Origin of the sequence: Pseudomonas sp. IT-P176, from assembly GCF_949767245.1 — a bacterium.
Taxonomy (GTDB): domain Bacteria; phylum Pseudomonadota; class Gammaproteobacteria; order Pseudomonadales; family Pseudomonadaceae; genus Aquipseudomonas.
In genome coordinates, this window is sequence record NZ_CATKPN010000029.1 from 13,967 (window position 1) to 38,275 (window position 24,309).

At 62.2% G+C, this 24,309-nt stretch carries 20 protein-coding genes; 13 read left to right on the forward strand and 7 right to left on the reverse strand.

Features of this window, described 5'->3' with window-relative positions; translation table 11 throughout:
- The first annotated feature begins 22 nt into the window (after positions 1-22).
- The 4 genes from ACM6IP_RS03145 to ACM6IP_RS03160 all read left to right on the forward strand — a co-directional run bounded on the left by ACM6IP_RS03145 (position 23) and on the right by ACM6IP_RS03160 (position 5,625).
- A complete protein-coding gene (locus ACM6IP_RS03145; protein WP_414860933.1) occupies positions 23-1,468 on the forward strand; it encodes an aldehyde dehydrogenase family protein in 1,446 nt (481 codons plus the stop codon).
- An 87-nt stretch (positions 1,469-1,555) separates the two neighbouring features.
- Complete coding sequence (locus ACM6IP_RS03150) at positions 1,556-2,923, forward strand: MFS transporter (RefSeq protein WP_095169325.1); 1,368 nt, start codon at positions 1,556-1,558, stop codon at positions 2,921-2,923.
- Between the two features lie 11 nt (positions 2,924-2,934).
- Positions 2,935-4,488 carry a galactarate dehydratase gene (gene garD, locus ACM6IP_RS03155; RefSeq protein WP_095169326.1) on the forward strand — a complete coding sequence of 518 codons (1,554 nt, stop codon included), beginning with the start codon at positions 2,935-2,937 and terminating at the stop codon, positions 4,486-4,488.
- Positions 4,489-4,683: 195 nt separating this feature from the next.
- Entirely contained in the window at positions 4,684-5,625 is a 942-nt protein-coding gene (locus ACM6IP_RS03160) for an AEC family transporter (protein WP_095169327.1), read from the forward strand.
- Positions 5,626-5,653: 28 nt separating this feature from the next.
- Here ACM6IP_RS03160 and ACM6IP_RS03165 read toward each other — a convergent pair whose 3' ends face one another.
- The 6 genes from ACM6IP_RS03165 to gatC form a co-directional block, all read right to left on the reverse strand.
- Positions 5,654-6,046, reverse strand: coding sequence for a carboxymuconolactone decarboxylase family protein (locus ACM6IP_RS03165; RefSeq protein WP_414860934.1), 393 nt, complete (start codon positions 6,044-6,046; stop codon positions 5,654-5,656).
- A complete protein-coding gene (locus tag ACM6IP_RS03170) occupies positions 6,043-7,104 on the reverse strand; it encodes a calcium/sodium antiporter (RefSeq protein ID WP_414860935.1) in 1,062 nt (353 codons plus the stop codon). Before ACM6IP_RS03170 ends, ACM6IP_RS03165 begins: the two co-directional genes overlap by 4 nt.
- A gap of 48 nt (positions 7,105-7,152) precedes the next feature.
- On the reverse strand, positions 7,153-7,524 hold the full coding sequence (locus ACM6IP_RS03175) for a septal ring lytic transglycosylase RlpA family protein (RefSeq protein ID WP_095169330.1): 372 nt from the start codon (positions 7,522-7,524) through the stop codon (positions 7,153-7,155).
- Between the two features lie 149 nt (positions 7,525-7,673).
- On the reverse strand, positions 7,674-9,119 hold the full coding sequence (gatB, locus tag ACM6IP_RS03180) for an Asp-tRNA(Asn)/Glu-tRNA(Gln) amidotransferase subunit GatB (RefSeq protein WP_414860936.1): 1,446 nt from the start codon (positions 9,117-9,119) through the stop codon (positions 7,674-7,676).
- A 10-nt stretch (positions 9,120-9,129) separates the two neighbouring features.
- A complete protein-coding gene (gene gatA / locus ACM6IP_RS03185) occupies positions 9,130-10,581 on the reverse strand; it encodes an Asp-tRNA(Asn)/Glu-tRNA(Gln) amidotransferase subunit GatA (protein ID WP_414860937.1) in 1,452 nt (483 codons plus the stop codon).
- 16 nt (positions 10,582-10,597) lie between these two features.
- Positions 10,598-10,885: an Asp-tRNA(Asn)/Glu-tRNA(Gln) amidotransferase subunit GatC gene (gene gatC / locus ACM6IP_RS03190; protein ID WP_020297123.1), complete on the reverse strand. Its 288-nt coding sequence runs from the start codon at positions 10,883-10,885 to the stop codon at positions 10,598-10,600.
- A 210-nt stretch (positions 10,886-11,095) separates the two neighbouring features.
- Here gatC and mreB point away from each other — a divergent pair, with 210 nt between their 5' ends.
- The 8 genes from mreB (at position 11,096) to tldD (ending at position 22,261) form a co-directional block, all read left to right on the forward strand.
- Positions 11,096-12,133, forward strand: coding sequence for a rod shape-determining protein MreB (gene mreB / locus ACM6IP_RS03195; RefSeq protein WP_002555108.1), 1,038 nt, complete (start codon positions 11,096-11,098; stop codon positions 12,131-12,133).
- Between the two features lie 142 nt (positions 12,134-12,275).
- Complete coding sequence (mreC, locus tag ACM6IP_RS03200; protein WP_095169334.1) at positions 12,276-13,364, forward strand: rod shape-determining protein MreC; 1,089 nt, start codon at positions 12,276-12,278, stop codon at positions 13,362-13,364.
- A complete protein-coding gene (mreD, locus tag ACM6IP_RS03205; RefSeq protein WP_095169335.1) occupies positions 13,364-13,846 on the forward strand; it encodes a rod shape-determining protein MreD in 483 nt (160 codons plus the stop codon). The genes mreC and mreD overlap by 1 nt, the downstream gene beginning before the upstream one ends.
- A gap of 43 nt (positions 13,847-13,889) precedes the next feature.
- The gene (locus ACM6IP_RS03210) at positions 13,890-14,507 is read left to right on the forward strand and encodes a Maf family protein (RefSeq protein WP_414860938.1); all 618 of its coding nucleotides are present in this window, start codon (positions 13,890-13,892) and stop codon (positions 14,505-14,507) included.
- Between the two features lie 45 nt (positions 14,508-14,552).
- Positions 14,553-16,010: a ribonuclease G gene (gene rng, locus ACM6IP_RS03215; RefSeq protein WP_095169337.1), complete on the forward strand. Its 1,458-nt coding sequence runs from the start codon at positions 14,553-14,555 to the stop codon at positions 16,008-16,010.
- A 69-nt stretch (positions 16,011-16,079) separates the two neighbouring features.
- Entirely contained in the window at positions 16,080-19,883 is a 3,804-nt protein-coding gene (locus ACM6IP_RS03220; RefSeq protein ID WP_414860939.1) for a YhdP family protein, read from the forward strand.
- A gap of 70 nt (positions 19,884-19,953) precedes the next feature.
- Complete coding sequence (locus tag ACM6IP_RS03225) at positions 19,954-20,802, forward strand: carbon-nitrogen hydrolase family protein (protein WP_414860940.1); 849 nt, start codon at positions 19,954-19,956, stop codon at positions 20,800-20,802.
- Positions 20,803-20,818: 16 nt separating this feature from the next.
- Positions 20,819-22,261, forward strand: coding sequence for a metalloprotease TldD (gene tldD, locus ACM6IP_RS03230; RefSeq protein ID WP_095169340.1), 1,443 nt, complete (start codon positions 20,819-20,821; stop codon positions 22,259-22,261).
- A gap of 48 nt (positions 22,262-22,309) precedes the next feature.
- On the opposite strand, the gene yjgA is transcribed toward tldD, so the two are convergent.
- Complete coding sequence (yjgA, locus tag ACM6IP_RS03235; RefSeq protein WP_095169341.1) at positions 22,310-22,834, reverse strand: ribosome biogenesis factor YjgA; 525 nt, start codon at positions 22,832-22,834, stop codon at positions 22,310-22,312.
- Positions 22,835-22,942: 108 nt separating this feature from the next.
- Between yjgA and pmbA the strand changes: the two genes are divergently transcribed.
- On the forward strand, positions 22,943-24,289 hold the full coding sequence (gene pmbA / locus ACM6IP_RS03240; RefSeq protein ID WP_095169342.1) for a metalloprotease PmbA: 1,347 nt from the start codon (positions 22,943-22,945) through the stop codon (positions 24,287-24,289).
- The last annotated feature ends 20 nt before the right edge of the window (positions 24,290-24,309 follow it).

Consider the following 24,309-nt stretch of genomic DNA (forward strand, 5'->3'; position numbering starts at 1 on the left):
CCTTTTGCGTAAGGAGATTGCCGTGGCAGACGTAAAAAGATTCGACAACTACATCGCTGGCCAATGGGTTGCCGGTGCGGACTATTCGGCCAACATCAACCCCTCGGACCTGTCCGATGTGGTGGGCGAATACGCCAAGGCCGACCTGGCCCAGGTGAACGCCGCCATCGATGCTGCACGCGCTGCATTCCCGGCCTGGTCGACTTCAGGTATCCAGGCCCGCAGCGATGCGCTGGACAAAGTCGGTAGCGAAATCCTCGCGCGTCGCGAAGAACTGGGCACCCTGCTGGCGCGCGAAGAGGGCAAGACTCTGCCCGAAGCCATTGGCGAGGTGTCCCGCGCGGGCAACATCTTCAAGTTTTTCGCCGGTGAATGCCTGCGTCTGTCCGGCGACTACCTGCCGTCCGTGCGCCCGGGGGTCAACGTTGAAGTCACCCGTGAAGCCCTCGGCGTGGTTGGCCTGATTACTCCGTGGAACTTCCCGATCGCGATCCCCGCGTGGAAAATCGCCCCGGCCCTGGCTTATGGCAACTGTGTGGTGCTCAAGCCGGCTGACCTGGTACCGGGTTGCGCCTGGGCGCTGGCGGAAATCATCTCCCGTGCCGGTTTCCCGGCTGGGGTGTTCAACCTGGTGATGGGCAGCGGTCGTGTGGTCGGCGAGGCGCTGGTCAACAGCCCGAAAGTCGATGGCATCAGCTTTACCGGCTCGGTGGGTGTGGGTCGGCAGATTGCGGTCAACTGTGTTTCGCGCCAAGCCAAGGTGCAGCTGGAAATGGGTGGCAAGAACCCGCAGATCATTCTCGACGACGCCGACCTGCAGCAGGCGGTCGAGTTGTCGGTACAGAGCGCATTCTACTCCACTGGCCAGCGTTGCACGGCCTCGAGCCGGTTGATTGTCACCGCCGGGATTCACGACCGGTTCGTCGCGGCCATGGCCCAAAGAATGAAGTCGATCAAGGTCGGCCATGCGCTGCAGTCCGGCACCGACATTGGTCCGGTGGTGTCCCAGGCCCAGCTTGAACAGGACCTGAAATACATCGACATCGGCCAGTCCGAAGGTGCGCGCCTGGTCAGTGGCGGGTCGCTGGTGACTTGCGACACCGAAGGCTATTTCCTTGCCCCGACGTTGTTTGCCGACAGCGAAGCAGGCATGCGCATCAGCCGTGAAGAAATCTTCGGTCCGGTGGCCAATATCGTCAGGGTCGCCGACTACGAGGCGGCGCTGGCCATGGCCAATGACACCGAGTTCGGCTTGTCGGCAGGTATCTGCACTACCTCGCTGAAACACGCCAACCACTTCAAGCGCCACTCCCAGGCTGGGATGGTGATGGTCAACCTGCCGACCGCCGGTGTGGATTACCACGTTCCGTTTGGTGGGCGAAAAGGTTCATCCTATGGATCTCGTGAGCAAGGTCGCTATGCACAAGAGTTTTACACGGTCGTAAAAACTTCTTACATCGGATCGTAACCCGCTGCACCGCGGTATCCGGGTCCACCGGATACCGCACTGACAGATTCACCCGCGCATAAAAATAATCAGTGGGAGTACACGTACATGCAAGCGACCAAGCCGACCCACGTCCGCTATTTGATCCTGCTCATGCTGTTTCTGGTGACCACGATCAACTACGCCGACCGTGCCACTATCGCCATCGCAGGTTCCAGCCTGCAGAAAGACCTCGGTATCGACGCGGTCACCCTCGGTTACATCTTTTCCGCATTCGGTTGGGCCTACGTGGCCGGGCAAATTCCCGGTGGCTGGCTGCTGGACCGATTCGGTTCGAAAAAAATCTACGCCCTGAGCATCTTCACCTGGTCGCTGTTCACCGTGCTGCAAGGCTATGTCGGTGAATTTGGCATGTCGACCGCGGTCGTCGCGTTGTTCATGCTGCGCTTTCTGGTGGGCCTGGCCGAAGCGCCATCCTTCCCGGGTAACGCCCGCATCGTTGCGGCCTGGTTCCCGACTGCGGAACGTGGCACGGCCTCGGCGATCTTCAACTCCGCGCAATACTTCGCCACGGTGCTGTTTGCACCGCTGATGGGCTGGATCGTCTACAGCTTCGGCTGGCAGCACGTGTTCATCGTCATGGGCGTAATCGGCATCATCTTCTCCGGTATCTGGCTCAAGGTGATCTACAGCCCACGCCAGCATCCGATGATCAATGAGGCCGAGTTCAAGCACATTGCCGACAACGGCGGCATGGTCGACATGGACCACGACAAGGGCCAGGGCAAGAAAGCCGACGGACCGAAGTGGGACTACATTCGCCAGTTGTTGACCAACCGCATGATGCTCGGCGTCTACCTGGGCCAGTACTGCATCAACGGCATCACTTACTTCTTCCTGACCTGGTTCCCGGTGTACCTGGTCCAAGAACGTGGCATGACCATTCTCAAGGCCGGTTTCATTGCCTCGTTGCCGGCCATCTGCGGCTTCATCGGTGGTGTACTCGGCGGGGTGATTTCCGACTACCTGCTGCGCAAAGGCCATTCCCTGACCTTCGCCCGCAAGGCGCCGATCATTGCCGGCCTGCTGGTCTCCAGCAGTATCGTGGCCTGCAACTATGTGGACGTGGAATGGATGGTGGTGGGCTTCATGGCCCTGGCCTTCTTCGGCAAAGGCGTTGGCGCCCTGGGTTGGGCGGTGGTATCCGACACTTCGCCGAAACAGATTGCCGGTCTCAGTGGCGGTCTGTTCAACACCTTTGGCAACATTGCCTCGATCACCACACCGATTGTCATCGGCTACATCATCAGTTCCACCGGTTCGTTCAAGTGGGCGCTGGTGTTTGTCGGCTGCAACGCGCTGGTCGCGGTGTTCAGCTACCTGGTGATCGTTGGTCCGATCAAGCGCGTAGTGCTCAAGGAGCCGCCGGTCAACGGGCCTGAAGCCTCCGGCAAATTATCCCAAGCGCATTCCTGAGGAGCGGCGTCATGCAGTTGATTGAACATTCCGACTCGCCGCGCTACATCCGCCTGCACGAGCGGGATAACGTAGTGATCGTGGTCAACGATCAGGGCGTACCGGCCGGTACCGAATTTGCGGACGGCCTGGTCACCGTGGACTTCGTGCCACAGAGCCACAAGGTCACCCTGGAGGACATTCCAGAAGGTGGCCAGGTGATTCGTTACGGCCAGACTATTGGCTACGCCTTGCAGCCGATTCCCCGAGGTAGCTGGGTCAAGGAAGATCAACTGCGCATGCCGACCGCGCCGCCGCTGGACAGCCTGCCGCTGTCCACTGAGGTGCCGGCAGCCCAGGCACCACTGGAAGGCTACACCTTCGAGGGTTATCGCAACGCCGACGGTACCGTCGGCACCCGCAACATTCTCGGGATCACTACCACCGTGCAATGCGTCACCGGGGTACTCGATCACGCGGTCAAGCGGATCAAGGACGAGTTGCTGCCCAAGTACCCGCATGTCGATGACGTGGTGGCGTTGACCCACAGCTACGGCTGCGGCGTGGCCATCACTGCCACCGACGCATACATTCCGATTCGCACGGTGCGCAATCTGGCGCGCAACCCGAACCTCGGTGGCGAAGCGCTGGTGATCAGTCTCGGCTGCGAGAAATTGCAGGCCGGGCAGGTGATGCACGAGGACGACAGTTCGGTGGATTTGAGCGAGCCATGGCTCTACCGCTTGCAGGATTCCAGTCACGGCTTCACCGAAATGATCGAGCAGATCATGGAGTTGGCCGAGACGCGCTTGAAGAAGCTCGATCGCAGGCGTCGGGAAACCGTGCCGGCGTCGGAGTTGATCCTCGGCATGCAGTGTGGCGGCAGCGATGCGTTTTCCGGGATCACCGCCAACCCGGCGCTCGGATATGCCTCGGACCTGCTGCTGCGGGCCGGTGCCACGGTGATGTTTTCCGAAGTCACCGAAGTGCGCGATGCCATTTACCTGCTGACCTCGCGCGCGGAAAACCAGGACGTGGCCCAGGAACTGGTGCGGGAAATGGACTGGTACGACCGTTACCTGGCCAAGGGCGAGGCGGATCGTAGTGCCAACACCACGCCGGGCAACAAGAAGGGCGGGTTATCGAACATTGTCGAGAAGTCCCTGGGGTCGATCGTCAAGTCCGGTAGCAGTGCGATCAATGGCGTGCTCGGTCCGGGCGAGCGGTTCAAGCGCAAAGGGCTGATTTTCTGTGCGACCCCGGCCAGCGACTTTGTCTGTGGGACGCTGCAACTGGCGGCGGGGATGAACCTGCATGTATTCACCACCGGCCGGGGTACGCCCTATGGGCTGGCCATGGCACCGGTGGTGAAGGTTTCGACCCGCACCGAACTGGCGCAACGCTGGCCAGACCTGATCGACATCGATGCCGGGCGCATCGCCACCGGGCGGGCGTCCATCGAGGAACTGGGCTGGGAGCTGTTCCACTACTACCTGGACGTGGCCAGCGGCAAACAGCAGACGTGGGCTGAAAAGCACAAGCTGCATAATGACATCACCTTGTTCAATCCGGCGCCCATAACCTAAGACCGCGTTATCGTTCATCGCTGGCAAGCCGCAAGCGGGCGCCAGCTCCCACAGTGATTTTTTGCGTTGCATAAAACGCGTGAACACCGAGGATCCTGTGGGAGCGAGCTTGCTCGCGATGGCGAGCTCGCAGACGCCGATGTCCTTGGTGGCTTATCATTAGCCCCCTAACGACGCCCTCAAGGTTCACCCGGCATGCTGGCCATCTTTCTTGAAACCCTGAACATCACCGCGCCCGTCTTTGCCATGCTGTTTCTGGGTGTACTGCTCAAGCGCATCGACTGGATCAACGACAACTTCATCCACACGGCGTCGGCACTGGTGTTCAACGTCACCATGCCGGCGTTGCTGTTTCTGGGCATCCTGCATGCCGACCTGCATGCGGCGTTGCAACCGGCGCTGCTGATCTACTTCTCCCTCGCGACCCTGGTGTGCTTTGCCATTGCCTGGGGCTGGGCGATTTTCAAGTGCCCGCGCGAAGACCGCGGGATCTACACCCAGGGAGCGTTTCGTGGCAACAACGGGGTCATCGGCCTGGCGCTGGCGGCGAGCATGTATGGCGACTACGGAATTTCCCTGGGGGCGATTCTCGCGGCGCTGGTGATCCTGTTCTACAACACCCTGTCGACCATCGTGCTGGCGGTGTACAGCCCAGTGATCAAGTCCGATCCGTGGAGCATCTGCAAAAGCGTATTCAGCAACCCGCTGATCATCAGCGTGATTGCGGCCGCACCGTTCGCCTATTTCAAGATCGGCTTGCCGGGATGGCTGGAAACTTCCGGGCAGTACCTGGCGCAAACCACCTTGCCGCTGGCGCTGATCTGTATCGGCGGCACGCTCTCCATGGCGGCACTGCGCAAAAGCGGCAACATGGCCTTGAGCTCGAGCCTGGTGAAGATGATCGGCTTGCCGATACTGGCCACGCTGGGTGCCTGGCTATGGGGCTTTCGTGGGGCGGAGCTGGGGATTCTGTTCCTGTACTTCGGCAGCCCGACCGCCGCTGCAAGTTTTGTCATGGCCCGGGCGGCCAATGGCAATCATGAGCTGGCGGCGGCGATCATTGTCATCACCACCTTGATGGCGGCGGTGACGACTAACGTCGGGATCTTCCTGCTGCAGTGGGGCGGCTGGATCTGAAGGGCCTGTCCACTTCAACGCAACAGGGTCACTCCGGATTCTGGTAGCTGTCGATCACTTCCTGCGCTGCGCGGAACGCCTCCATCACCGCCGGAACCCCGGCGTAGACCGCGCAATGCATCAGGGTTTCGCGAATCTCGTCCACCGTGCAGCCGTTGTTCAGCGCCCCGCGCACGTGCCCCTTGAGTTCCTGGGGGCACTTGAGCGAAGTAAGGGCGGCGAGGGTGATCAGGCTGCGGGTCTTCAGTTCCAGGCCACCACGATTCCATACCGCTCCCCAGGCGTGTTCGTTGACGAACTCCTGGAACGGTCGGGTCAGGTCGGTGGCATTGCCCATGGAGCGGTCGACAAAGGCGTCGCCCATGACCTGGCGGCGGACTTCGATACCGGTGGGTTTGCTGGAGCTTGCGGAGTCGGTCATGGCGATTCTCTTTTGTTGTGTTGGCGGCGCCAGGCGCGCACTGAGGTGAACAGTAAAAATGCCAGCAGGGCCGGCAAGACGCACAGCAGCATCAGTTGTTCCAGCTTGCCGGCCAGCGGCATGCCGGTGGTGAACGACACCACATGCAGCCCGTATGCCAGGTACAGGGCGAGGAACAGCAGGCCTTCGGCGCGGGTGATGCGGTAGCCGGAATAGAACACGGGCAAGCACAGCAAGGTGACACCGAGCATCACCGGCAGATCGAAATCCAGGGCATTGGGGGAGACCGACAGCGGCACCGGTGCCAGCAGGGCGGTGATCCCCAGGACGCCCAGCAGGTTGAACAGGTTGCCGCCGATCACGTTGCCCACGGCGATGTCACGCTGGCCGCGCAGCGCGGCAATCAGCGAGGTGGCGAGCTGGGGCAGGGAGGTGCTGACGGCGACGACGGTCAGGCCGATGATGCGCTCGGACAGGCCCAGCTTGCTGGCCAGTGCTACCGTCGCATCGAGCAGCAAGTGCCCGGCGAACACCAGCAAGCCCAGCCCGGCAAGCATCAGCAGGACGCTGCTCAACCAGGGCGTGCGCGGCGCGTCGGCTGTCGGCCGAGATGGGCGGGTGGTGGGCCGCGACTGGCGCCACAGCAGGCCCAGGTACAGCGCCAACGCAGCCAGCAGCACACCACCATCGAGGGCGCTCAGTTGTTCGTTCCAGGCCAGGGCGAACACCAGCAGGCTGGCGCCGATCAGCAGCGGGATGTCGAGGCGCACCAGTTGCCGGGCAACCCGCAAGGGGATGATCAGTGCCGATAGGCCGAGGGTTACCAGGATGTTGAAGATGTTGCTGCCGATCACGCTGCCGACGGCGATGTCGCTGCTCTGCCCGAGGGCGGCTTGCAGGCTCACGGCCATTTGTGGCGCGCTGCTGCCGAAGGCGACCATGCTCAGGCCGATGACCAGCGGCCGGACCCTGAGGTGAGCGGCCAGGCGCACGGCGGCACGCACCAGCAACTCGGCGCCGGCGACCAGCAGGAGCAGGGCGCAGAGCAGTTGCAGCACGTTGGGCAGGGGTAATTGGGCTAATCCGGAAATGGTCGTGGCTCCCGGTCAGTTGTTCAGGGCTTGTACGCGAACCCGCGCGGTGCCACTGCGCAGCATGCCCAACTTGTCGGCGGCCCCGCGTGACAAGTCGATCAGGCGGCCACGGGTATGCGGGCCGCGGTCGTTGATGCGGACCACCACACTCTTGTCGTTTTTCAGGTTGGTGACCTTCACCCGTGTGCCGAAGGGCAGTTGGCGGTGGGCGGCGGTCATGGCGTACTGGTCAAACGGCTCGCCGCTGGCGGTGCGTTTGCCATGGTGTTTGGCGCCGTAATAGGAGGCGGTTCCGGTTTCGTCGTAGCCCCGGGGGTCGACGTCGTGGCTGGCACAGCCGGCCAGCAGGGAGAGCAGGGCGCAGGCGCTAAGCAGACGTTTCATCAAAAGGGACTCTGCAACAAGCGTGGGAGCTTCGTCTGCTCGCGATAGCGGTTCGGCAGTCAACGCAAAGTTGAATGCCGAACCGCTATCGCGAGCCGGCTCGCTCCCACGGGGAGTGGAGCCAGTGTTGACTGCTGGCTCCATTGTTATCAGCCTTCGAGCTTGCTTTTCAGCAGTTCGTTGACCTGTTGCGGGTTGGCCTTGCCTTTGGAGGCTTTCATGGCCTGGCCGACGAAGAAGCCGAACATCTTGCCGCGTTTGGCTTCGTCTGCCGCGCGGTACTGTTCAACCTGCTCGGCATTGGCCGCGAGCATTTCATCGAGCACCGCCGAGATCGCGCCGCTGTCGGTGACTTGCTTGAGGCCACGCTTGTCGATGATCTCGTCGCTGCTGCCTTCGCCGTTGGCCATGGCTTCGAACACGGTCTTGGCGATCTTGCCGGAGATGGTGTTGTCCTTGATCCGCAACAGCATGCCGCCCAGTTGCTCGGCAGTTACCGGGGCTGCGTCGATTTCCAAGCCCTGCTTGTTCAACAGGCTGCCCAGTTCAACCATGACCCAGTTGGCCGCCAGCTTGGCGTCGCCGGCAATGCTCACTACTTTTTCGAAGTAGTCGGCTTGCTCGCGGCTCGAAGCCAGGACGCTGGCATCGTAGACCGACAGGCCGAACTGGTCCTGGAAGCGCTCGCGTTTTTGCGGCGGCAGTTCTGGCAAGGTGGCGCGGATGTCGTTGAGGAACGAGTCCTCAAGCACCACTGGCAACAAGTCCGGATCGGGGAAGTAACGGTAGTCGTTGGCTTCCTCTTTGCTGCGCATGGCGCGGGTTTCGTCTTTGTTCGGATCGTACAGGCGCGTCTGCTGGATCACCTTGCCGCCGTCTTCGATCAGTTCGATCTGGCGACGTACTTCGGTGTTGATCGCCTTCTCGATGAAGCGGAACGAGTTGACGTTCTTGATCTCGCAGCGGGTGCCGTACTCGACCTGGCCTTTTGGCCGCACCGAGACGTTGCAGTCGCAACGCAACGAGCCTTCGGCCATGTTGCCATCGCAGATGCCCAGGTAACGTACCAGTGCATGGATCGTCTTGACGTAGGCCACGGCTTCCTTGGCGCTGCGCATGTCCGGCTCGGAAACGATCTCCAGCAGCGGGGTGCCGGCACGGTTCAGGTCGATGCCGGTGGCGCCGTTGAACTCTTCATGCAGGCTCTTGCCAGCATCTTCTTCCAGGTGCGCGCGGGTCACGCCGACACGTTTGATGGTGCCGTCTTCCAGGGGGATATCCAGGTAGCCCTTGCCGACGATCGGCAGTTCCATCTGGCTGATCTGGTAGCCCTTGGGCAGGTCCGGGTAGAAGTAGTTCTTGCGGGCGAACACGTTGTGCTGGCCGATCTCGGCGTCAATCGCCAGGCCGAACATCACCGCCATGCGCACCGCTTCCTGGTTCAGCACCGGCAGTACACCAGGCATGCCCAGGTCTACCAGGCTGGCCTGGGTGTTCGGTTCGGAACCGAAGGTGGTGGCGCTGCCGGAGAAAATCTTCGATTGGGTGGCGAGCTGGGTATGAATCTCCAGCCCGATCACAACTTCCCATTGCATGTGTTTCTCCTCAGAAGCCTGTCGGGGTGCGGGTGTGCCAGTCAGTGTGCAACTGATACTGGTGCGCAACGTTGAGCAAGCGGCCTTCCTGGAAGTACGGGGCGAGCAGTTGCACGCCGACCGGCAAGCCATCGACAAAACCGGCTGGCATCGACAGGCCTGGCAGGCCCGCGAGGTTGGCGGTGATGGTGTAGACGTCTTCCAGGTACGCAGCGACCGGGTCGCTGTTCTTGGCGCCGAGTTTCCAGGCCGGGTTCGGCGTGGTTGGGCCGAGGATGATGTCGACCTCATTGAACGCAGCCATGAAGTCGTTCTTGACCAGGCGACGGATCTTTTGCGCCTTCAGGTAGTAGGCGTCGTAGTAACCGGCCGACAGGGCGTAGGCACCGACCATGATCCGGCGCTGGACTTCGGCACCAAAACCTTCACCGCGCGAACGCTTGTACAGGTCGGTCAGGTCTTTCGGGTCTTCACAACGATAGCCAAAGCGCACGCCGTCGAACCGCGACAGGTTGGAAGAGGCTTCGGCGGGCGCGATCACGTAGTACGCAGGGATCGCGTGCTGCATGTTCGGCAGGCTGATTTCCTTGACCACGGCACCGAGCTTCTGCAGCTCCTTGACGCTGTTATGGATCAGTTCGGCGATGCGCGGGTCGAGACCTTCGCTGAAGTACTCTTTCGGCACGCCGATGCGCAGGCCCTGCAGTGAGCCGTTGAGGCTGGCGCTGTAGTCCGGCACGGGTTCGTCGATGCTGGTGGAGTCGTTCGCATCGAAGCCAGCCATTCCTTGCAACAAAATTGCGCAGTCTTCGGCGGTGCGGGCCAACGGGCCACCCTGATCGAGGCTGGACGCGTAGGCGATCATGCCCCAGCGCGAAACACGACCGTACGTCGGTTTCAGACCGGTGAGGTTGGTGAAGGCTGCCGGCTGTCGGATAGATCCACCGGTGTCGGTGGCGGTGGCCGCTGGCAGCAGGCGCGCGGCAACGGCGGCGGCCGAACCACCGGACGAGCCGCCTGGCACGTGCTCCAGGTTCCACGGGTTCTTCACGGCGCCGTAGTAGCTCGACTCGTTGGCCGAGCCCATGGCGAATTCGTCCATGTTGGTCTTGCCCAGGGTCACGGCGCCGGCGGCGGCCAGCTTGGCGACCACGGTGGCGTCGTACGGGGCCTTGAAGTTGTCGAGCATCTTCGAGCCGCAGCTGGTGCGGATCCCCTGGGTGCAGAACAGGTCCTTGTGGGCGATCGGCGCGCCCAGCAAGGCCCCGGTCTCACCCTTGGCGCGGCGTGCGTCGGCGGCTTGCGCCTGCTGCAGCGCCAGCTCTTCGGTGAGGCTGATGAAGCTGTTGAGCTGCGGGTCCAGCTGGGCGATACGCGCCAGCAGAACCTTGGTCAGCTCTTCGGAGGAAAACTTCTTGTCGGCGAGTCCGCGGGCGATCTCGGCCAGAGTCAATTGATGCATTGCAGGCTCTTTCCCTTTAGTCGATGACTTTCGGAACCAGGTACAGGCCGTTTTCGACCGCTGGTGCGATGGACTGATAGGCCTCGCGGTGATTGGACTCGGTCACAACGTCTGCACGCAGGCGCTGGCTGGCTTCCAGGGGGTGGGCCAGCGGTTCGATACCGTCGGTATCGACCGCCTGCATTTCGTCGACCAGCCCGAGAATGCTGTTCAGGGCCGAAGTGATATGTGGAAGATCGGCTTCATTGAGGCCAAGGCAGGCCAAATGAGCGATTTTTTCCACGTCGGAGCGTTCAAGCGCCATGGGATTCTCCAGTGGAAAACAAAACGGAGGTCGTCCGTGTGTTAGATTGTCGGAACACTACCGCATTTCTACGGTCATAAGGCCGCGATTGTGGGGGTTGGTGCACGGAAAAGCTGCCAATTTAACATATTGGCGCCTTGCCCAAAATCCCTGTCGTTGTTAGAGTTTGCCGCACTTTTTTACCCACGCGTTGCCTAGGGTCCCTTTCCCATGTTCAAGAAACTGCGTGGCATGTTTTCCAGCGATCTTTCCATTGACCTGGGCACTGCCAACACCCTTATTTACGTGCGTGAGCGCGGTATCGTCCTGAATGAGCCATCGGTTGTGGCCATTCGGACGCACGGTAACCAGAAAAGTGTTGTTGCTGTCGGCACGGAAGCCAAGCGCATGCTGGGCCGTACACCGGGCAACATTGCTGCCATTCGTCCGATGAAGGACGGCGTGATCGCCGACTTCAGCGTTTGCGAAAAGATGCTTCAGTATTTCATCAACAAGGTTCACGAAAACAGCTTCCTGCAGCCTAGCCCTCGCGTGTTGATCTGCGTTCCTTGCAAATCCACCCAGGTTGAGCGCCGCGCCATCCGTGAGTCGGCCCTGGGGGCTGGTGCCCGTGAAGTATTCCTGATCGAAGAGCCAATGGCCGCGGCCATCGGTGCCGGCCTGCCGGTTGAAGAAGCTCGCGGTTCGATGGTGGTCGATATCGGTGGCGGTACCACTGAAATCGCGCTGATCTCCCTCAATGGTGTGGTCTACGCCGAATCCGTACGGGTTGGCGGCGACCGTTTCGACGAAGCGATCATCACCTACGTGCGCCGCAACTACGGCAGCCTGATCGGTGAGTCCACCGCCGAGCGCATCAAGCAGGAAATCGGTACTGCCTATCCAGGCGGTGAAGTACGCGAAGTCGATGTTCGCGGCCGTAACCTGGCGGAAGGCGTTCCACGTGCCTTTACCCTGAACTCCAATGAAGTGCTCGAAGCCCTGCAAGAGTCGCTGGCGACTATCGTCCAGGCGGTAAAAAGCGCGCTGGAGCAATCGCCGCCGGAACTGGCGTCCGATATCGCCGAGCGTGGCCTGGTACTGACCGGTGGTGGCGCCTTGCTGCGTGACCTCGACAAGCTGCTGGCCCAGGAAACCGGGCTGCCGGTGATCGTCGCCGAAGATCCGCTGACGTGTGTTGCTCGCGGCGGTGGCCGTGCATTGGAAATGATGGATAAGCACACCATGGATCTGCTCTCCAGCGAGTAAGTTCGCCGGACGCCTCTATGCTGTTCACGCACAGGCAGCACTTTGCAGTGCTGCCTGTTGGCGTTTATCTTCTGTCAGTCTGCATCCAGGCCGGTTTGATGCCGTATGAATAAACAGAACATTTGCCTGGGAGGAGCGGCTTATTAAACCGCTTTTCACCAAGGGCCCCTCATTGGGCGTGCGCTTTCTGGTGCTGGCTGTGCTATCGGTCGCATTGATGGTGGTCGATGCCCGTTTTGACGTTCTCAAGCCTGCGCGCAGTCAGATGTCGCTGGTCTTGATGGACGCCTATTGGGTCACCGATCTGCCTGAGCGTTTGTGGCAAGGCGTGAGCAGCCAGTTTGGCAGCCGCACCGAGCTGGTCGCCGAAAACGAAAAACTCAAGACCGAAAACCTGCTGTTGCAGGGACGCATGCAGAAGCTGGCGGCCTTGACCGAGCAGAACGTTCGGCTGCGCGAGTTGCTCAACTCCTCCGCACTGGTCAATGAAAAGGTCGAAGTGGCCGAGTTGATCGGCGTCGATCCCAACCCGTTCACCCATCGCATCATCATCAACAAGGGTGAGCGCGACGGCGTGGTGCTGGGACAGCCGGTGCTCGATGCCCGGGGCCTGATGGGCCAGGTGGTCGAGCTGATGCCCTACACCTCGCGAGTGTTGCTGCTGACCGACACCACCCACAGCATTCCGGTGCAGGTCAACCGTAACGGCTTGCGCGCCATCGCCAGCGGCACCGGCAATCCGGAGCGCCTGGAGTTGCGCCATGTGGCGGACACCGCCGACATCAAGGAAGGCGACCTGTTGGTCAGCTCCGGCCTGGGCCAGCGTTTCCCGGCAGGGTATCCGGTGGCCACGGTCAAGGAAGTGATCCACGACTCGGGCCAGCCGTTCGCCATTGTGCGGGCGGTGCCGACGGCGGCGCTCAACCGCAGCCGCTACATGCTGCTGGTCTTCAGCGATAGCCGTACCCCGGAAGAGCGCGCCAACGAAGCCGCCCAAGCTCAGGACGTGCAGGATCAGCACCTCGGCAGCGCTGTCGTCGTGCCGGCGCCAGCACCTGCTGCTGCCCCGGCGGCAGCGCCTGCAGCACCGGTAGCGGCGCCCGCAACTGCGCCCAAGCCGGTGACGCCGGCCAAGCCAGCAAAACCGCCGGTCCAGGCAGCGCCAGTCAAGCCAGTAGTCCCCAAGCCGCCCGCGACGACACCCGCAGCCACGACCCAGGGTAGAGAATAATGGCCAGTACCCGTTCCCGTAATGGCTGGATGATCTGGCTGACATTCGCCATTGGCTTGCTGCTCAGCGTCGTGCCCTTTCCCCATGTCGAGATCTTGCGCCCGATGTTCCTCGCCTTGCCGCTGGCCTACTGGGCGCTGGAGATGCCGCAGAAAGTCGGGATGCTCACGGCCTTCTGCCTGGGGATTGCCCAGGACGTGCTGTTTGGCACGTTGCTGGGACACAACGCGTTGATCCTGACCCTGATCACCTTTCTGATCCTGACCCTGCAACAGCGGGTGCGGATGTTCCCGATGTGGCAGCAAAGCCTGGTGATCATGGTGATCCTGGGGCTCGCGCAGTTGCTGCAGCTGTGGCTCAGCGCCTTGACCGGAAACCGCCAGACCCTGGCTGTGCTTTTGCCTGCGCTGATCAGCGCGTTGCTCTGGCCCTGGGTCAGCTTCGGATTGCGTGGGTTGAGCCGCCGCTACAAAATCAACTAATTCGGTCAGGCATTTGCCCGCACCTCGACAGGGAGATGTCTTGATGATTGCGCTCTACCTCGCCTCAGGTTCGCCACGCCGGCGTGAGCTGCTGACGCAGATCGGCGTGCCATTCACCGCCATCAGCGCGGACATCGATGAAACCCCTCTGACAGACGAATCCCCTGCGGCCTATGTCGAGCGCCTGGCGCGCGGCAAGGCCCAGGCGGGTTACGCCGCGCTGAGCAGCGAACAATCCGCCGCCCCGGCGTGCGTGCTGGGCGCCGACACCGCCGTGGTGCTCGACGGGCGGATTCTCGGCAAACCGCGGGATCAAGCCGAGGCGCAGACGATGTTGCTGGGCCTGGCCGGGCGCGAACATGAAGTGTTAACTGCGGTTGCCGTGCTTGATGGTCAGCGTTGCGAGTCGCGCGTGGTGCGCAGCCTGGTACGTTTTCGCTCCATCGACCAGGCCGAGGCCAGCGCCTACTGGGCCAGCGGCGAGCCCCATGACAAGGCTGGCGGCTATGGTATTCAAGGGCTCGGGGCGGTATTCGTCAGCGGGCTCAATGGCAGCTACTCGGCCGTGGTTGGCCTGCCCCTGTGCGAAACCTGCGAGCTGCTCGGCCATTTCGGCATACCCTGTTGGCAAACCCTTATCGCGCGCTCTGCGCCGTACTGACTTGATGCGGCCATAATCGTGAACATGCCTGAACGAGATCCTGCCATGAGTGAAGAGATTCTGATCAACATCACGCCGATGGAATCACGCGTGGCGGTGGTCGAAAACGGTGTCCTGCAAGAGGTGCATGTCGAGCGTACCCAGAAGCGCGGCATCGTCGGCAACATCTACAAAGGCAAGGTGGTCAGAGTGTTGCCGGGGATGCAGGCAGCGTTCGTCGATATCGGCCTGGATCGCGCGGCGTTCATCCACGCCTCGGAAATCTCCCTGCGCGAGGGGCCGGCGGTCGAGAGCATCAGCGCCCTGGTGCATGAAGGCCAGAGCCTGGTGGTGCAGGTCACCAAGGACCCGATCGGCTCCAAAGGTGCACGCCTGACCACCCAGCTGTCGATTCCTTCGCGCTACCTGGTGTACATGCCGCGCACCGCCCATGTCGGTATTTCGCTGAAGATCGAGGACGAAGCCGAGCGCGAGCGCCTCAAACAGGTGGTCACCGATTGCGTGGCCAAGGAAGGTATCAAGGAAGCGGGCGGCTTCATCCTGCGTACCGCCGCCGAAGGCGCGGGGGGCGATGAGATCCTGATGGACATCCGCTACCTGCGGCGCCTGTGGGACCAGATCGGCGCGCAGATCAAGACCGTCGGTGCACCCAACGTAATTTACGAAGACCTCGGCCTGGCCCTGCGTACTCTGCGCGACCTGGTCAGCCCGAAGATCGAGAAGATCCGCATCGACTCGCGGGAGACCTTCCAGAAAACCACACAGTTCGTCGCCGAATTGATGCCGGAAATTGCCGACCGCCTGGAGCACTACCCCGGCGAGCGGCCGATCTTCGACCTGTATGGCGTCGAAGACGAAATCCAGAAAGCCCTGGAGCGCAAGGTGCCGCTCAAGTCCGGCGGCTATCTGGTGGTCGACCCGGCAGAGGCCATGAGCACCATCGACGTCAACACCGGTGCATTCGTCGGGCACCGCAACCTCGAAGAGACTATCTTCAAGACTAACCTGGAAGCGGCGACTGCGATTGCCCGGCAACTGCGCCTGCGCAACCTGGGCGGGATCATCATCATCGACTTCATTGACATGGAAGATGAGGAACACCAGCGCCAGGTGTTGCGCACGCTGGAGAAACAACTGGAGCGTGATCACGCCAAGACCAACATCATCGGGATCACCGAGTTGGGCCTGGTGCAGATGACGCGCAAGCGCACCCGTGAAAGCCTCGAGCAGGTCCTGTGCGAGCCTTGCAGCAGTTGCCAGGGCCGGGGCAAGCTGAAGACGCCGGAAACCGTGTGCTATGAAATTTTCCGCGAGATCCTGCGGGAAGCGCGGGCCTATCAGGCCGAAGGTTATCGGGTGCTGGCCAACCAGAAAGTGGTCGACCGGCTGCTCGACGAAGAGTCGGGCAACGTCGCCGAGCTGGAAGGTTTTATTGGCCGTACCATCCGGTTCCAGGTGGAGACCATGTACTCCCAGGAACAATACGACGTGGTGTTGCTCTGAATCGCTGCGTTGTGCGACTGATGGCGGGCCTGTACTCGCGAAACCTGTTTTCCATGGGGACCCACTGACATGGAACGTCTGATCCGCATTCTGGGCACGCTGACCCGCTGGGGGCTGGGGCTTTGCGCGTTGCTGCTGGTGCTGGTCGCGCTTTACGTCAACCTGGGGCGGGAGTTGTTTCCGCTGGTGGCCGAGTATCGGACCGAGGTCGAGGCCAAAGCCCGTGAAGCGCTCGGCATGCCCCTGCAAATCGGCAGCCTGGAAGGGCGCTGGAGCGGTATGTCGCCGGTCCTGTTGGCCCACGACGTAACGGTCGGGGAGGGCGTCAATGCCTTGCAGCTGGATCAGGTGCGGGTGGTGCCCAATGTCTGGGACAGTCTGCTGTCGCGCGCGGTTCGCGTCCAGCACCTTGAGCTCAATGGCCTGAAGATCAGCCTCAAGGAAGGTGCCGACGGTCAATGGTCGCTCGAAGGCCTGCCGGTGCAGCAGGACAAGCCGTTGGACCCCGAGCAACTGCTGAACCAGATGCAGATGGTCTCCCAGCTGTCGGTGCTCGACAGCCAGATCACCCTGCAACCTTTGGATCAGCCGCCGCTGACCCTGACTTACGTGGGCCTGAGCCTCAAGACTGGCAGTAGCCGGCAGCGCCTCGACGCGCGGTTGACCCTGCCCGACGGCCAACCGCTGGCCATGAGCCTGCGCAGCCGGATTCGCGCCAGTCAGTGGCAAGACGCCGAGGTCGACGCCTATCTGAGCCTGCCGCAAAGTGACTGGGCGCGCTGGTTGCCGGCGAGAATCACCCAGCAATGGCAGTTTTCCCAGATCAGGGCCGGTGGCGAGTTGTGGGCGAGTTGGGGCAAGGGCGTCTTGCAGAGCGCCGCGATTCGCCTCAATGCCCCGCAATTCAAGGGCGCCTACGCCGAGCGCAAGCCGGTGCAGATCAACAATCTGGCGCTCAACGGTTATTTCCAGCGCAGCGCCGAAGGCTTCAAGTTGAGCCTGGATTCGCTGGCCCTGAACCTCGGTGAGACTCGCTGGGAAACCCGCCTGCAATTGCAGCAGACGGCCACCACGGAAAAAAACCAGGAGCTCTGGCACCTACAGGCCGATCGCCTCGACCTGACCCCCATCACCCCGATCCTCAATGCCTTGGGGCCATTGCCCGAAGGCTTTGCCACGGTGGTGGAGCGACTCAAGGTTACCGGTACCTTGCGCAACGTGTTGCTCGATATCCGCCCCGAAGCCACCGACGACAGCAAGTTCAGCTTCGCCGCCAATCTGCAGCAGGTCGGTTTTGATGCCTATCACGGTGCGCCCGCGGCTCGTAACGTGTCCGGGAGCATCAGCGGCGACCTCGGGCAGGGCGAGCTGCGCATGGACAGCAAGGACTTCTCCCTGCACCTGGACCCGATCTTCGCCAAGCCATGGCAGTACATCCAGGCCAATGCGCGGTTGACCTGGAAGCTCGACAAGCAAGCCTTCACGCTGATCGCACCGTACCTGAAAGTGCTGGGGGAGGAGGGCAAGATTGCTGGTGACTTCCTGATTCGCCTGCACTTCGATCCCACCCAGGAAGACTACATGGACCTGCGGGTCGGCCTGCTGGAGGGTGATGGGCGCTACACCGCCAAGTACTTGCCCACGGTCCTCAGTCCCGGTTTGGACGAATGGCTGCGTACCGCCATTCTCAAGGGCGCGGTCGATGAGGGCTTCTTCCAGTACCAGGGCTCGCTGAATCATGATGCGGTCGAGGCCGCACGCAGCATCAGCTTATTCTTCAAGGTGCACGACGCGCAGCTGGCATTCCAGCCGGGCTGGCCGCACCTGAGCAAGATCAGCGGCGATGTGTTCGTCGAGGACAGTGGCGTGCGCATCCTGGCAAGCCAAGGGCAACTGCTCGATACCCAGGTGCGCGATGTCTTCGTCAACATTCCCCATGTGCCAGCGGGCAAGAACAGCCACATGTACATCGACGGCGCCTTTGCCGGTGGTCTGGGCGATGGCGTGAAGATTCTGCAGGAGGCGCCGATCGGCACCGGTCCGACCTTTGCCGGTTGGCAGGGCGAGGGTGACCTGCAAGGCAAGCTGAAGCTCGATATCCCCCTGGAAAAGGGTGAGGAGCCGAAGATCCTGGTGGACTTCAAGACTGCCAAGGCACGCCTCAAGCTCAGCGAGCCGGAACTGGAATTGACTCAGCTCAAGGGCGACTTCCGCTTTGACAGCAGCAAGGGCCTGAGTGGCCAGGGCATTACCGCGCGGGCTTTCGACCGGCCGGTGAGCGCGCAGATCTTCGCCGATGGCAAGGGTGGCAAGATCAATACCCGGGTCGTCGCGTCCGGCCAGGTCACGGTGAAAAAGCTCACTGATTGGCTCAAAGTCAGCCAGTCGCTGCCGGTTTCCGGCGACATTCCCTATCAGTTGCAGCTCAACCTCGACGGCGCCGACAGCCAGTTGATGGTCAGCTCCAGCCTCAAGGGCGTCGCGGTTGATTTACCAGCACCCTTTGGCATGCCGGCGGCACAAGGCCGCGACACGGTGTTTCGCATGACCCTGCAGGGCGCCGAGCGGCGCTATTGGCTCGACTACGGCGACCTTGCGGACTTCACCTTCGCCGCGCCGGCGAGCAATTTTGCCGAGGGTCGCGGTGAGTTGTTCCTCGGCAGCGGCAACGCGGTACTGCCGGGCGCCAAGGGCCTGCGTATTCGTGGTGTGCTCTCGGAATTGGATGTGGAACCCTGGAAGGCCCTGGTCGATCGTTATGCCGGGCAGGATCCGGGGGGCAGCGCCAAGCAGTTGCTCAGCGGTGCTGACTTCCGGGTCGGCAAGCTCACGGGATTCGGCACCACCCTGGACCAGGCGCGGGTACAACTGGATCGCAAGCCAGCGGCCTGGGGACTGCAACTCGATAGCCAGCAGGTCAAGGGCACGGTCGGGCTACCGGATGCCAAGGGCGCACCGATTGCCGTGAACCTGCAGTACGTGCGCCTGCCGGCGCCGGACCCCGCGGTGCAGGCCGACGAAAACGCCCCGGATCCGCTGGCTTCGGTCGACCCGACGAAGGTGCCGGCGCTGGATATCAACATCGCTCAGCTGTTCCAGGGCAAGGACCTGGTAGGCGCCTGGTCCTTGAAAGTGCGGCCGACTGCCAAGGGGCTGGCGTTCAACAGCATGAACCTGGGGCTCAAGGGCATGCAGTTGCAGGGTGCGGGCGGCTGGGAAGGCGTACCGGGCACCACCAGCAGTTGGTACAAAGGCCGACTTGAGGGCAAGAACCTCGCGGATGTGCTCAAGGGCTGGGGGTTCGCGCCGACGGTGACCAGTGACAACTTCCACCTGGATATCGACGGGCGGTGGCCCGGTTCGCCGGCCTGGGTCGGACTGAAACGTTACTCCGGCAGCCTGGATGCCACGCTGAACAAGGGGCAGATGGTCGAAGTCGAAGGCGGTGCCCAGGCGCTGCGGGTGTTCGGCCTGCTCAACTTCAACTCGATTGGCCGACGCTTGCGCCTGGACTTCTCCGACCTGTTCGACAAGGGCTTGAGCTACGACCGGGTCAAGGGCCTGCTGGTCGCCAGCAACGGGGTGTTTGTCACCCGCGAGCCGATTACCTTGACCGGGCCGTCGAGCAACCTGGAGCTCAACGGCACCCTGGACATGGTCGCTGACCGTATCGATGCCAAGGTGCTGGTGACCCTGCCGCTGACCAATAACCTGCCAATCGCCGCGCTGATCGTCGGCGCGCCGGCGGTGGGTGGTGCGTTGTTCCTGATCGACAAACTGATCGGTGATCGTGTGGCGCGATTTGCCAGCGTCAAATACACCGTCAAAGGTCCGGTGAAAGAGCCGAAGATCACCTTTGAAAAACCTTTTTGAGGCGCTTTTTCCCCCCGCACGCAAAGGGCCTATGGAGTAGCATGGCCGCATACCTGAAACGGAGTGCGCCATGTCTCTTGCGGTGATTCAAATGGTCAGCCAGAGCGATGTGCTGGCCAATCTTGCCCAGGCCCGCAAGTTGCTCGAGCAGGCCGCCGAGGGTGGTGCGCGCCTGGCCGTGCTGCCGGAAAACTTCGCCGCCATGGGGCGGCGCGACGTCGCTGACCTTGGCCGCGCCGAGGCGTTGGGCGATGGTCCGATCCTGCCGTGGTTGAAACAGACCGCCCGCGACCTCAAGTTATGGATAGTCGCGGGCACCCTGCCGTTGCCGCCGCGGGATCAACCCCAGGCGAAGGCCAATGCCTGCTCGTTGCTGGTCGACGAGCATGGCGAAACCGTAGCGCGATACGACAAGCTGCATCTGTTTGATGTCGATGTGGCGGACAATCGGGGGCGCTACCGTGAATCCGATGACTATGCTCATGGCAGTGCGGTGGTGGTTGCCCAGACACCGGTAGGCCGGGTTGGCCTGACGGTGTGCTACGACTTGCGCTTCCCCGAGTTGTACAGCGAATTGCGCGCCGCCGGGGCTGAGCTGATTACCGCCCCTGCGGCGTTTACCGCGGTGACCGGTGCGGCCCATTGGGAGGTGCTGATCCGGGCACGCGCCATCGAGACCCAGTGTTATGTGCTGGCGGCCGCACAGGGCGGCACGCACCCGGGGCCGCGCGAGACCTTTGGTCACGCCGCGATTGTCGACCCCTGGGGGCGCGTGCTGGCCCAGCAGGACCAAGGCGAGGCCGTGCTGCTGGCCACACGTGATAGCAGCGAACAGGCGTCCATCAGGGCGCGGATGCCGGTGTCCAGTCACCGGCGCTTTTTCTCGCAGGGCGCACAGCGACCTGCCTCAGAACGTTGAATTAAGGCGTAAACCTATGAGCGAGTTGTTGTCCTCAGTCAGTGAACATCTGCTAGCGCCAGGCGGCGTGACCATCGAGAACCTGCAAAGCGTGCTGGGTGACCTGGCGGGGCCGGGCATCGATGCCGCCGACCTGTATTTCCAGGGCCAGATCTCCGAGTCCTGGGCGCTGGAAGACGGCATCGTCAAGGAAGGCAGCTTCAATCTGGACCAGGGTGTGGGTGTGCGGGCGCAATCGGGTGAGAAGACCGGGTTTGCCTACAGCAATGCCATCACCCTGGAAGCCCTGGGCCTGGCCGCTCGTGCGGCCCGTTCGATCTCCCGCGCCGGACAGAACGGCACGGTGCAGGCCTTTACCACCCAGGACGTCGCCCAGCTGTACGCGCCGGATAACCCGCTGGAAGTGTTGAGCCGTGCGGAAAAAGTCGAGCTGCTCAAGCGCATCGACGTGGCCACGCGCGCGCTCGATCCACGCATCCAGCAAGTCACCGTGAGCATGGCCGGGGTCTGGGAACGGATTCTGGTGGCCTCCACCGACGGTGGCCTGGCGGCGGATGTGCGGCCCCTGGTGCGCTTCAACGTCAGCGTAATCGTCGAGCAGAACGGCCGTCGTGAACGCGGTGGTCACGGTGGTGGCGGGCGTACCGACTACCGCTACTTCCTGGCCGAAGACCGTGCCATGGGTTACGCCCGCGAGGCCCTGCGCCAGGCGCTGGTGAACCTGGAAGCGATTCCGGCGCCGGCCGGCACCTTGCCCGTCGTGCTGGGCTCGGGCTGGTCCGGGGTGTTGCTGCACGAAGCGGTGGGCCACGGCCTGGAAGGCGACTTCAACCGCAAGGGCAGTTCGGCCTACAGCGGCCGCATGGGCGAGATGGTCGCCTCGAAGCTGTGCACCATTGTCGACGACGGTACCCTGGCCGGTCGCCGTGGCTCGTTGAGCGTCGATGACGAAGGCACACCGACCGAGTGCACCACGCTGATCGAAAACGGCGTGCTCAAGGGCTACATGCAGGACAAGCTCAACGCGCGCCTGATGGGCGTGGCACGCACCGGTAACGGTCGTCGCGAATCCTATGCGCACCTGCCGATGCCCCGCATGACCAATACCTACATGCTCGGTGGCGAAAGCGATCCGGCAGAAATCATCGCCTCGGTGAAGAAGGGCATCTATTGCGCCAACCTCGGTGGTGGCCAGGTTGACATCACCAGTGGCAAGTTCGTGTTTTCCACCAGCGAAGCGTACCTGATCGAAGACGGCAAGATTACCGCACCGGTCAAGGGCGCAACCCTGATCGGCAACGGGCCGGAAGCCATGAGTCGGGTGTCGATGGTCGGTAACGACCTGTCGCTGGACAGTGGGGTAGGGACATGTGGCAAGGATGGGCAGTCGGTGCCGGTGGGTGTCGGCCAGCCAACCTTGAAAATCGACGCGATCACCGTGGGTGGCACGGGCGCGTAAGGGATGGAGCTGCGGATGGGTTGCCAGGCAACCCATCCGCGACGAGGTTCAACGCAGGCCGCGTTGTGTCTCGTCCAGCTCGCGGATGTACTTGAAGATTTTACGGCTGGAAGCAGGAGGTTTGTTTTGCGCAACCTCGTGCTGAGCCTGACGGATCAAGGAGCGCAATTGCTGGCGGTCCGCGTCCGGGTACTCGATGACGAATTTTTCCAGGACAGCGTCGTCGCCGGCGATCAAGCGATCACGCCAGCGTTCCAGACCGTGGAAACGTTCGTTGTATTGGCGAGTGGAGGCGTCGAGTTGGTCCAGCAGTACCAGAATGGCACTGGTGTCCTGATCGCGCATCAGCTTGCCAATGAACTGCAGGTGCCGTTTACGCGCGATATTCGCGGTGTGCTTGGGCGCATCGGCCAGTGCCCGGCGCAAGGCGTCGGTCAAAGGCAGTTTTGCCAGCAAGTCAGGCTTGAGTGTTGTAAGGCGCTCGCCAAGGTCAACCAGAGCATGCAGCTCACGTTTGACCTGGGATTTGCTTTTTTCTCCCGTATCGAGGGAGTCGTCGTAAGAATCAACCATGGTGGCCGTCCGCAAAGAAACGCCGCCATGATAACCAGTCGGGGGCCGCTTGTCCGGCCCGGTCGCTCGATGGCCTTAACCGAAAGCAGAATTTGAGTGGAGAACAGCATGAGTGCAGTTGAAAGCGTCGGCCCACAAGCGTTGCCGGCACTGCAAGAGCAAGTCGAGCAGATCATCGCCGAAGCCAAGCGCCAGGGTGCCAGTGCCTGCGAAGTGGCTGTGTCTCTGGAGCAGGGCCTGTCGACATCGGTACGCCAGCGGGAAGTCGAAACGGTTGAGTTCAACCGCGACCAGGGCTTTGGCATCACCTTGTATGTTGGCCAGCGCAAAGGCTCGGCCAGCACCTCGGCCAGTGGCGCCGAGGCAATTCGTGAAACCGTTGCCGCGGCACTGGCGATCGCCAAGCACACCTCCGAAGACGAACACTCGGGCCTGGCCGATGCCGCGCTGATGGCCAGGGACCTGACGGACTTCGACCTGTTCCACGCCTGGGACATCACGCCTGAGCAGGCGATCGAAAAGGCCCTGGCTTGCGAAGCCGCCGCCTTTGCCGCCGACAGCCGGATCAAGAATGCCGATGGCACCACCCTCAGCACCCATCAGGGCTGCCGGGTGTATGGCAACAGTCATGGTTTCATCGGTGGTTATGCGTCTACCCGCCACAGCCTCAGTTGCGTGATGATCGCCGAGGCGGATGGCCAGATGCAGCGCGACTACTGGTATGACGTCAATCGCCAGGGCAACTTGCTGGCCGATCCGTTGAGCATTGGCCAACGCGCCGCGCAGCGTGCCGCCAGCCGCCTGGGCGCACGGCCGGTACCGACCTGTGAAGTGCCAGTGCTGTTTTCCGCCGAACTGGCGGGTGGCCTGTTTGGCAGTTTTCTGGGGGCGATCTCCGGCGGCAATCTGTACCGCAAGTCGTCGTTTCTCGAGGGTGCACTGGGCCAGAAACTGTTTCCTGAGTGGCTGACCATCGATGAGCGCCCGCACTTGATGCGCGCCATGGGCAGTTCGGCGTTCGACGGTGATGGCCTGGCCACCTACGCCAAGCCGTTCGTCGAAAACGGCGAGTTGGTATCGTACGTGCTGGGTACCTATTCCGGCCGCAAGCTCGGTATGCCGAGCACCGCCAACTCAGGCGGCGTGCACAACCTGTTCGTCACCCATGGTGATGAAGACCAGGCAGCGCTGTTGCGGCGCATGGGTCGCGGCCTGCTGGTGACCGAGTTGATGGGCCATGGGCTGAACATGGTGACCGGCGACTACTCCCGGGGTGCGGCGGGGTTCTGGGTCGAGAACGGCGAAATCCAGTTCGCGGTCCAGGAGGTGACGATTGCCGGCAACATGCGCGACATGTTCAAGCAGATCGTGGCCGTCGGTAATGACCTGGAACTGCGCAGCAACATTCGCACCGGCTCGGTACTGATCGAGCGGATGACGGTGGCGGGTAGCTAAACCATACCGTTGCCAAAAAG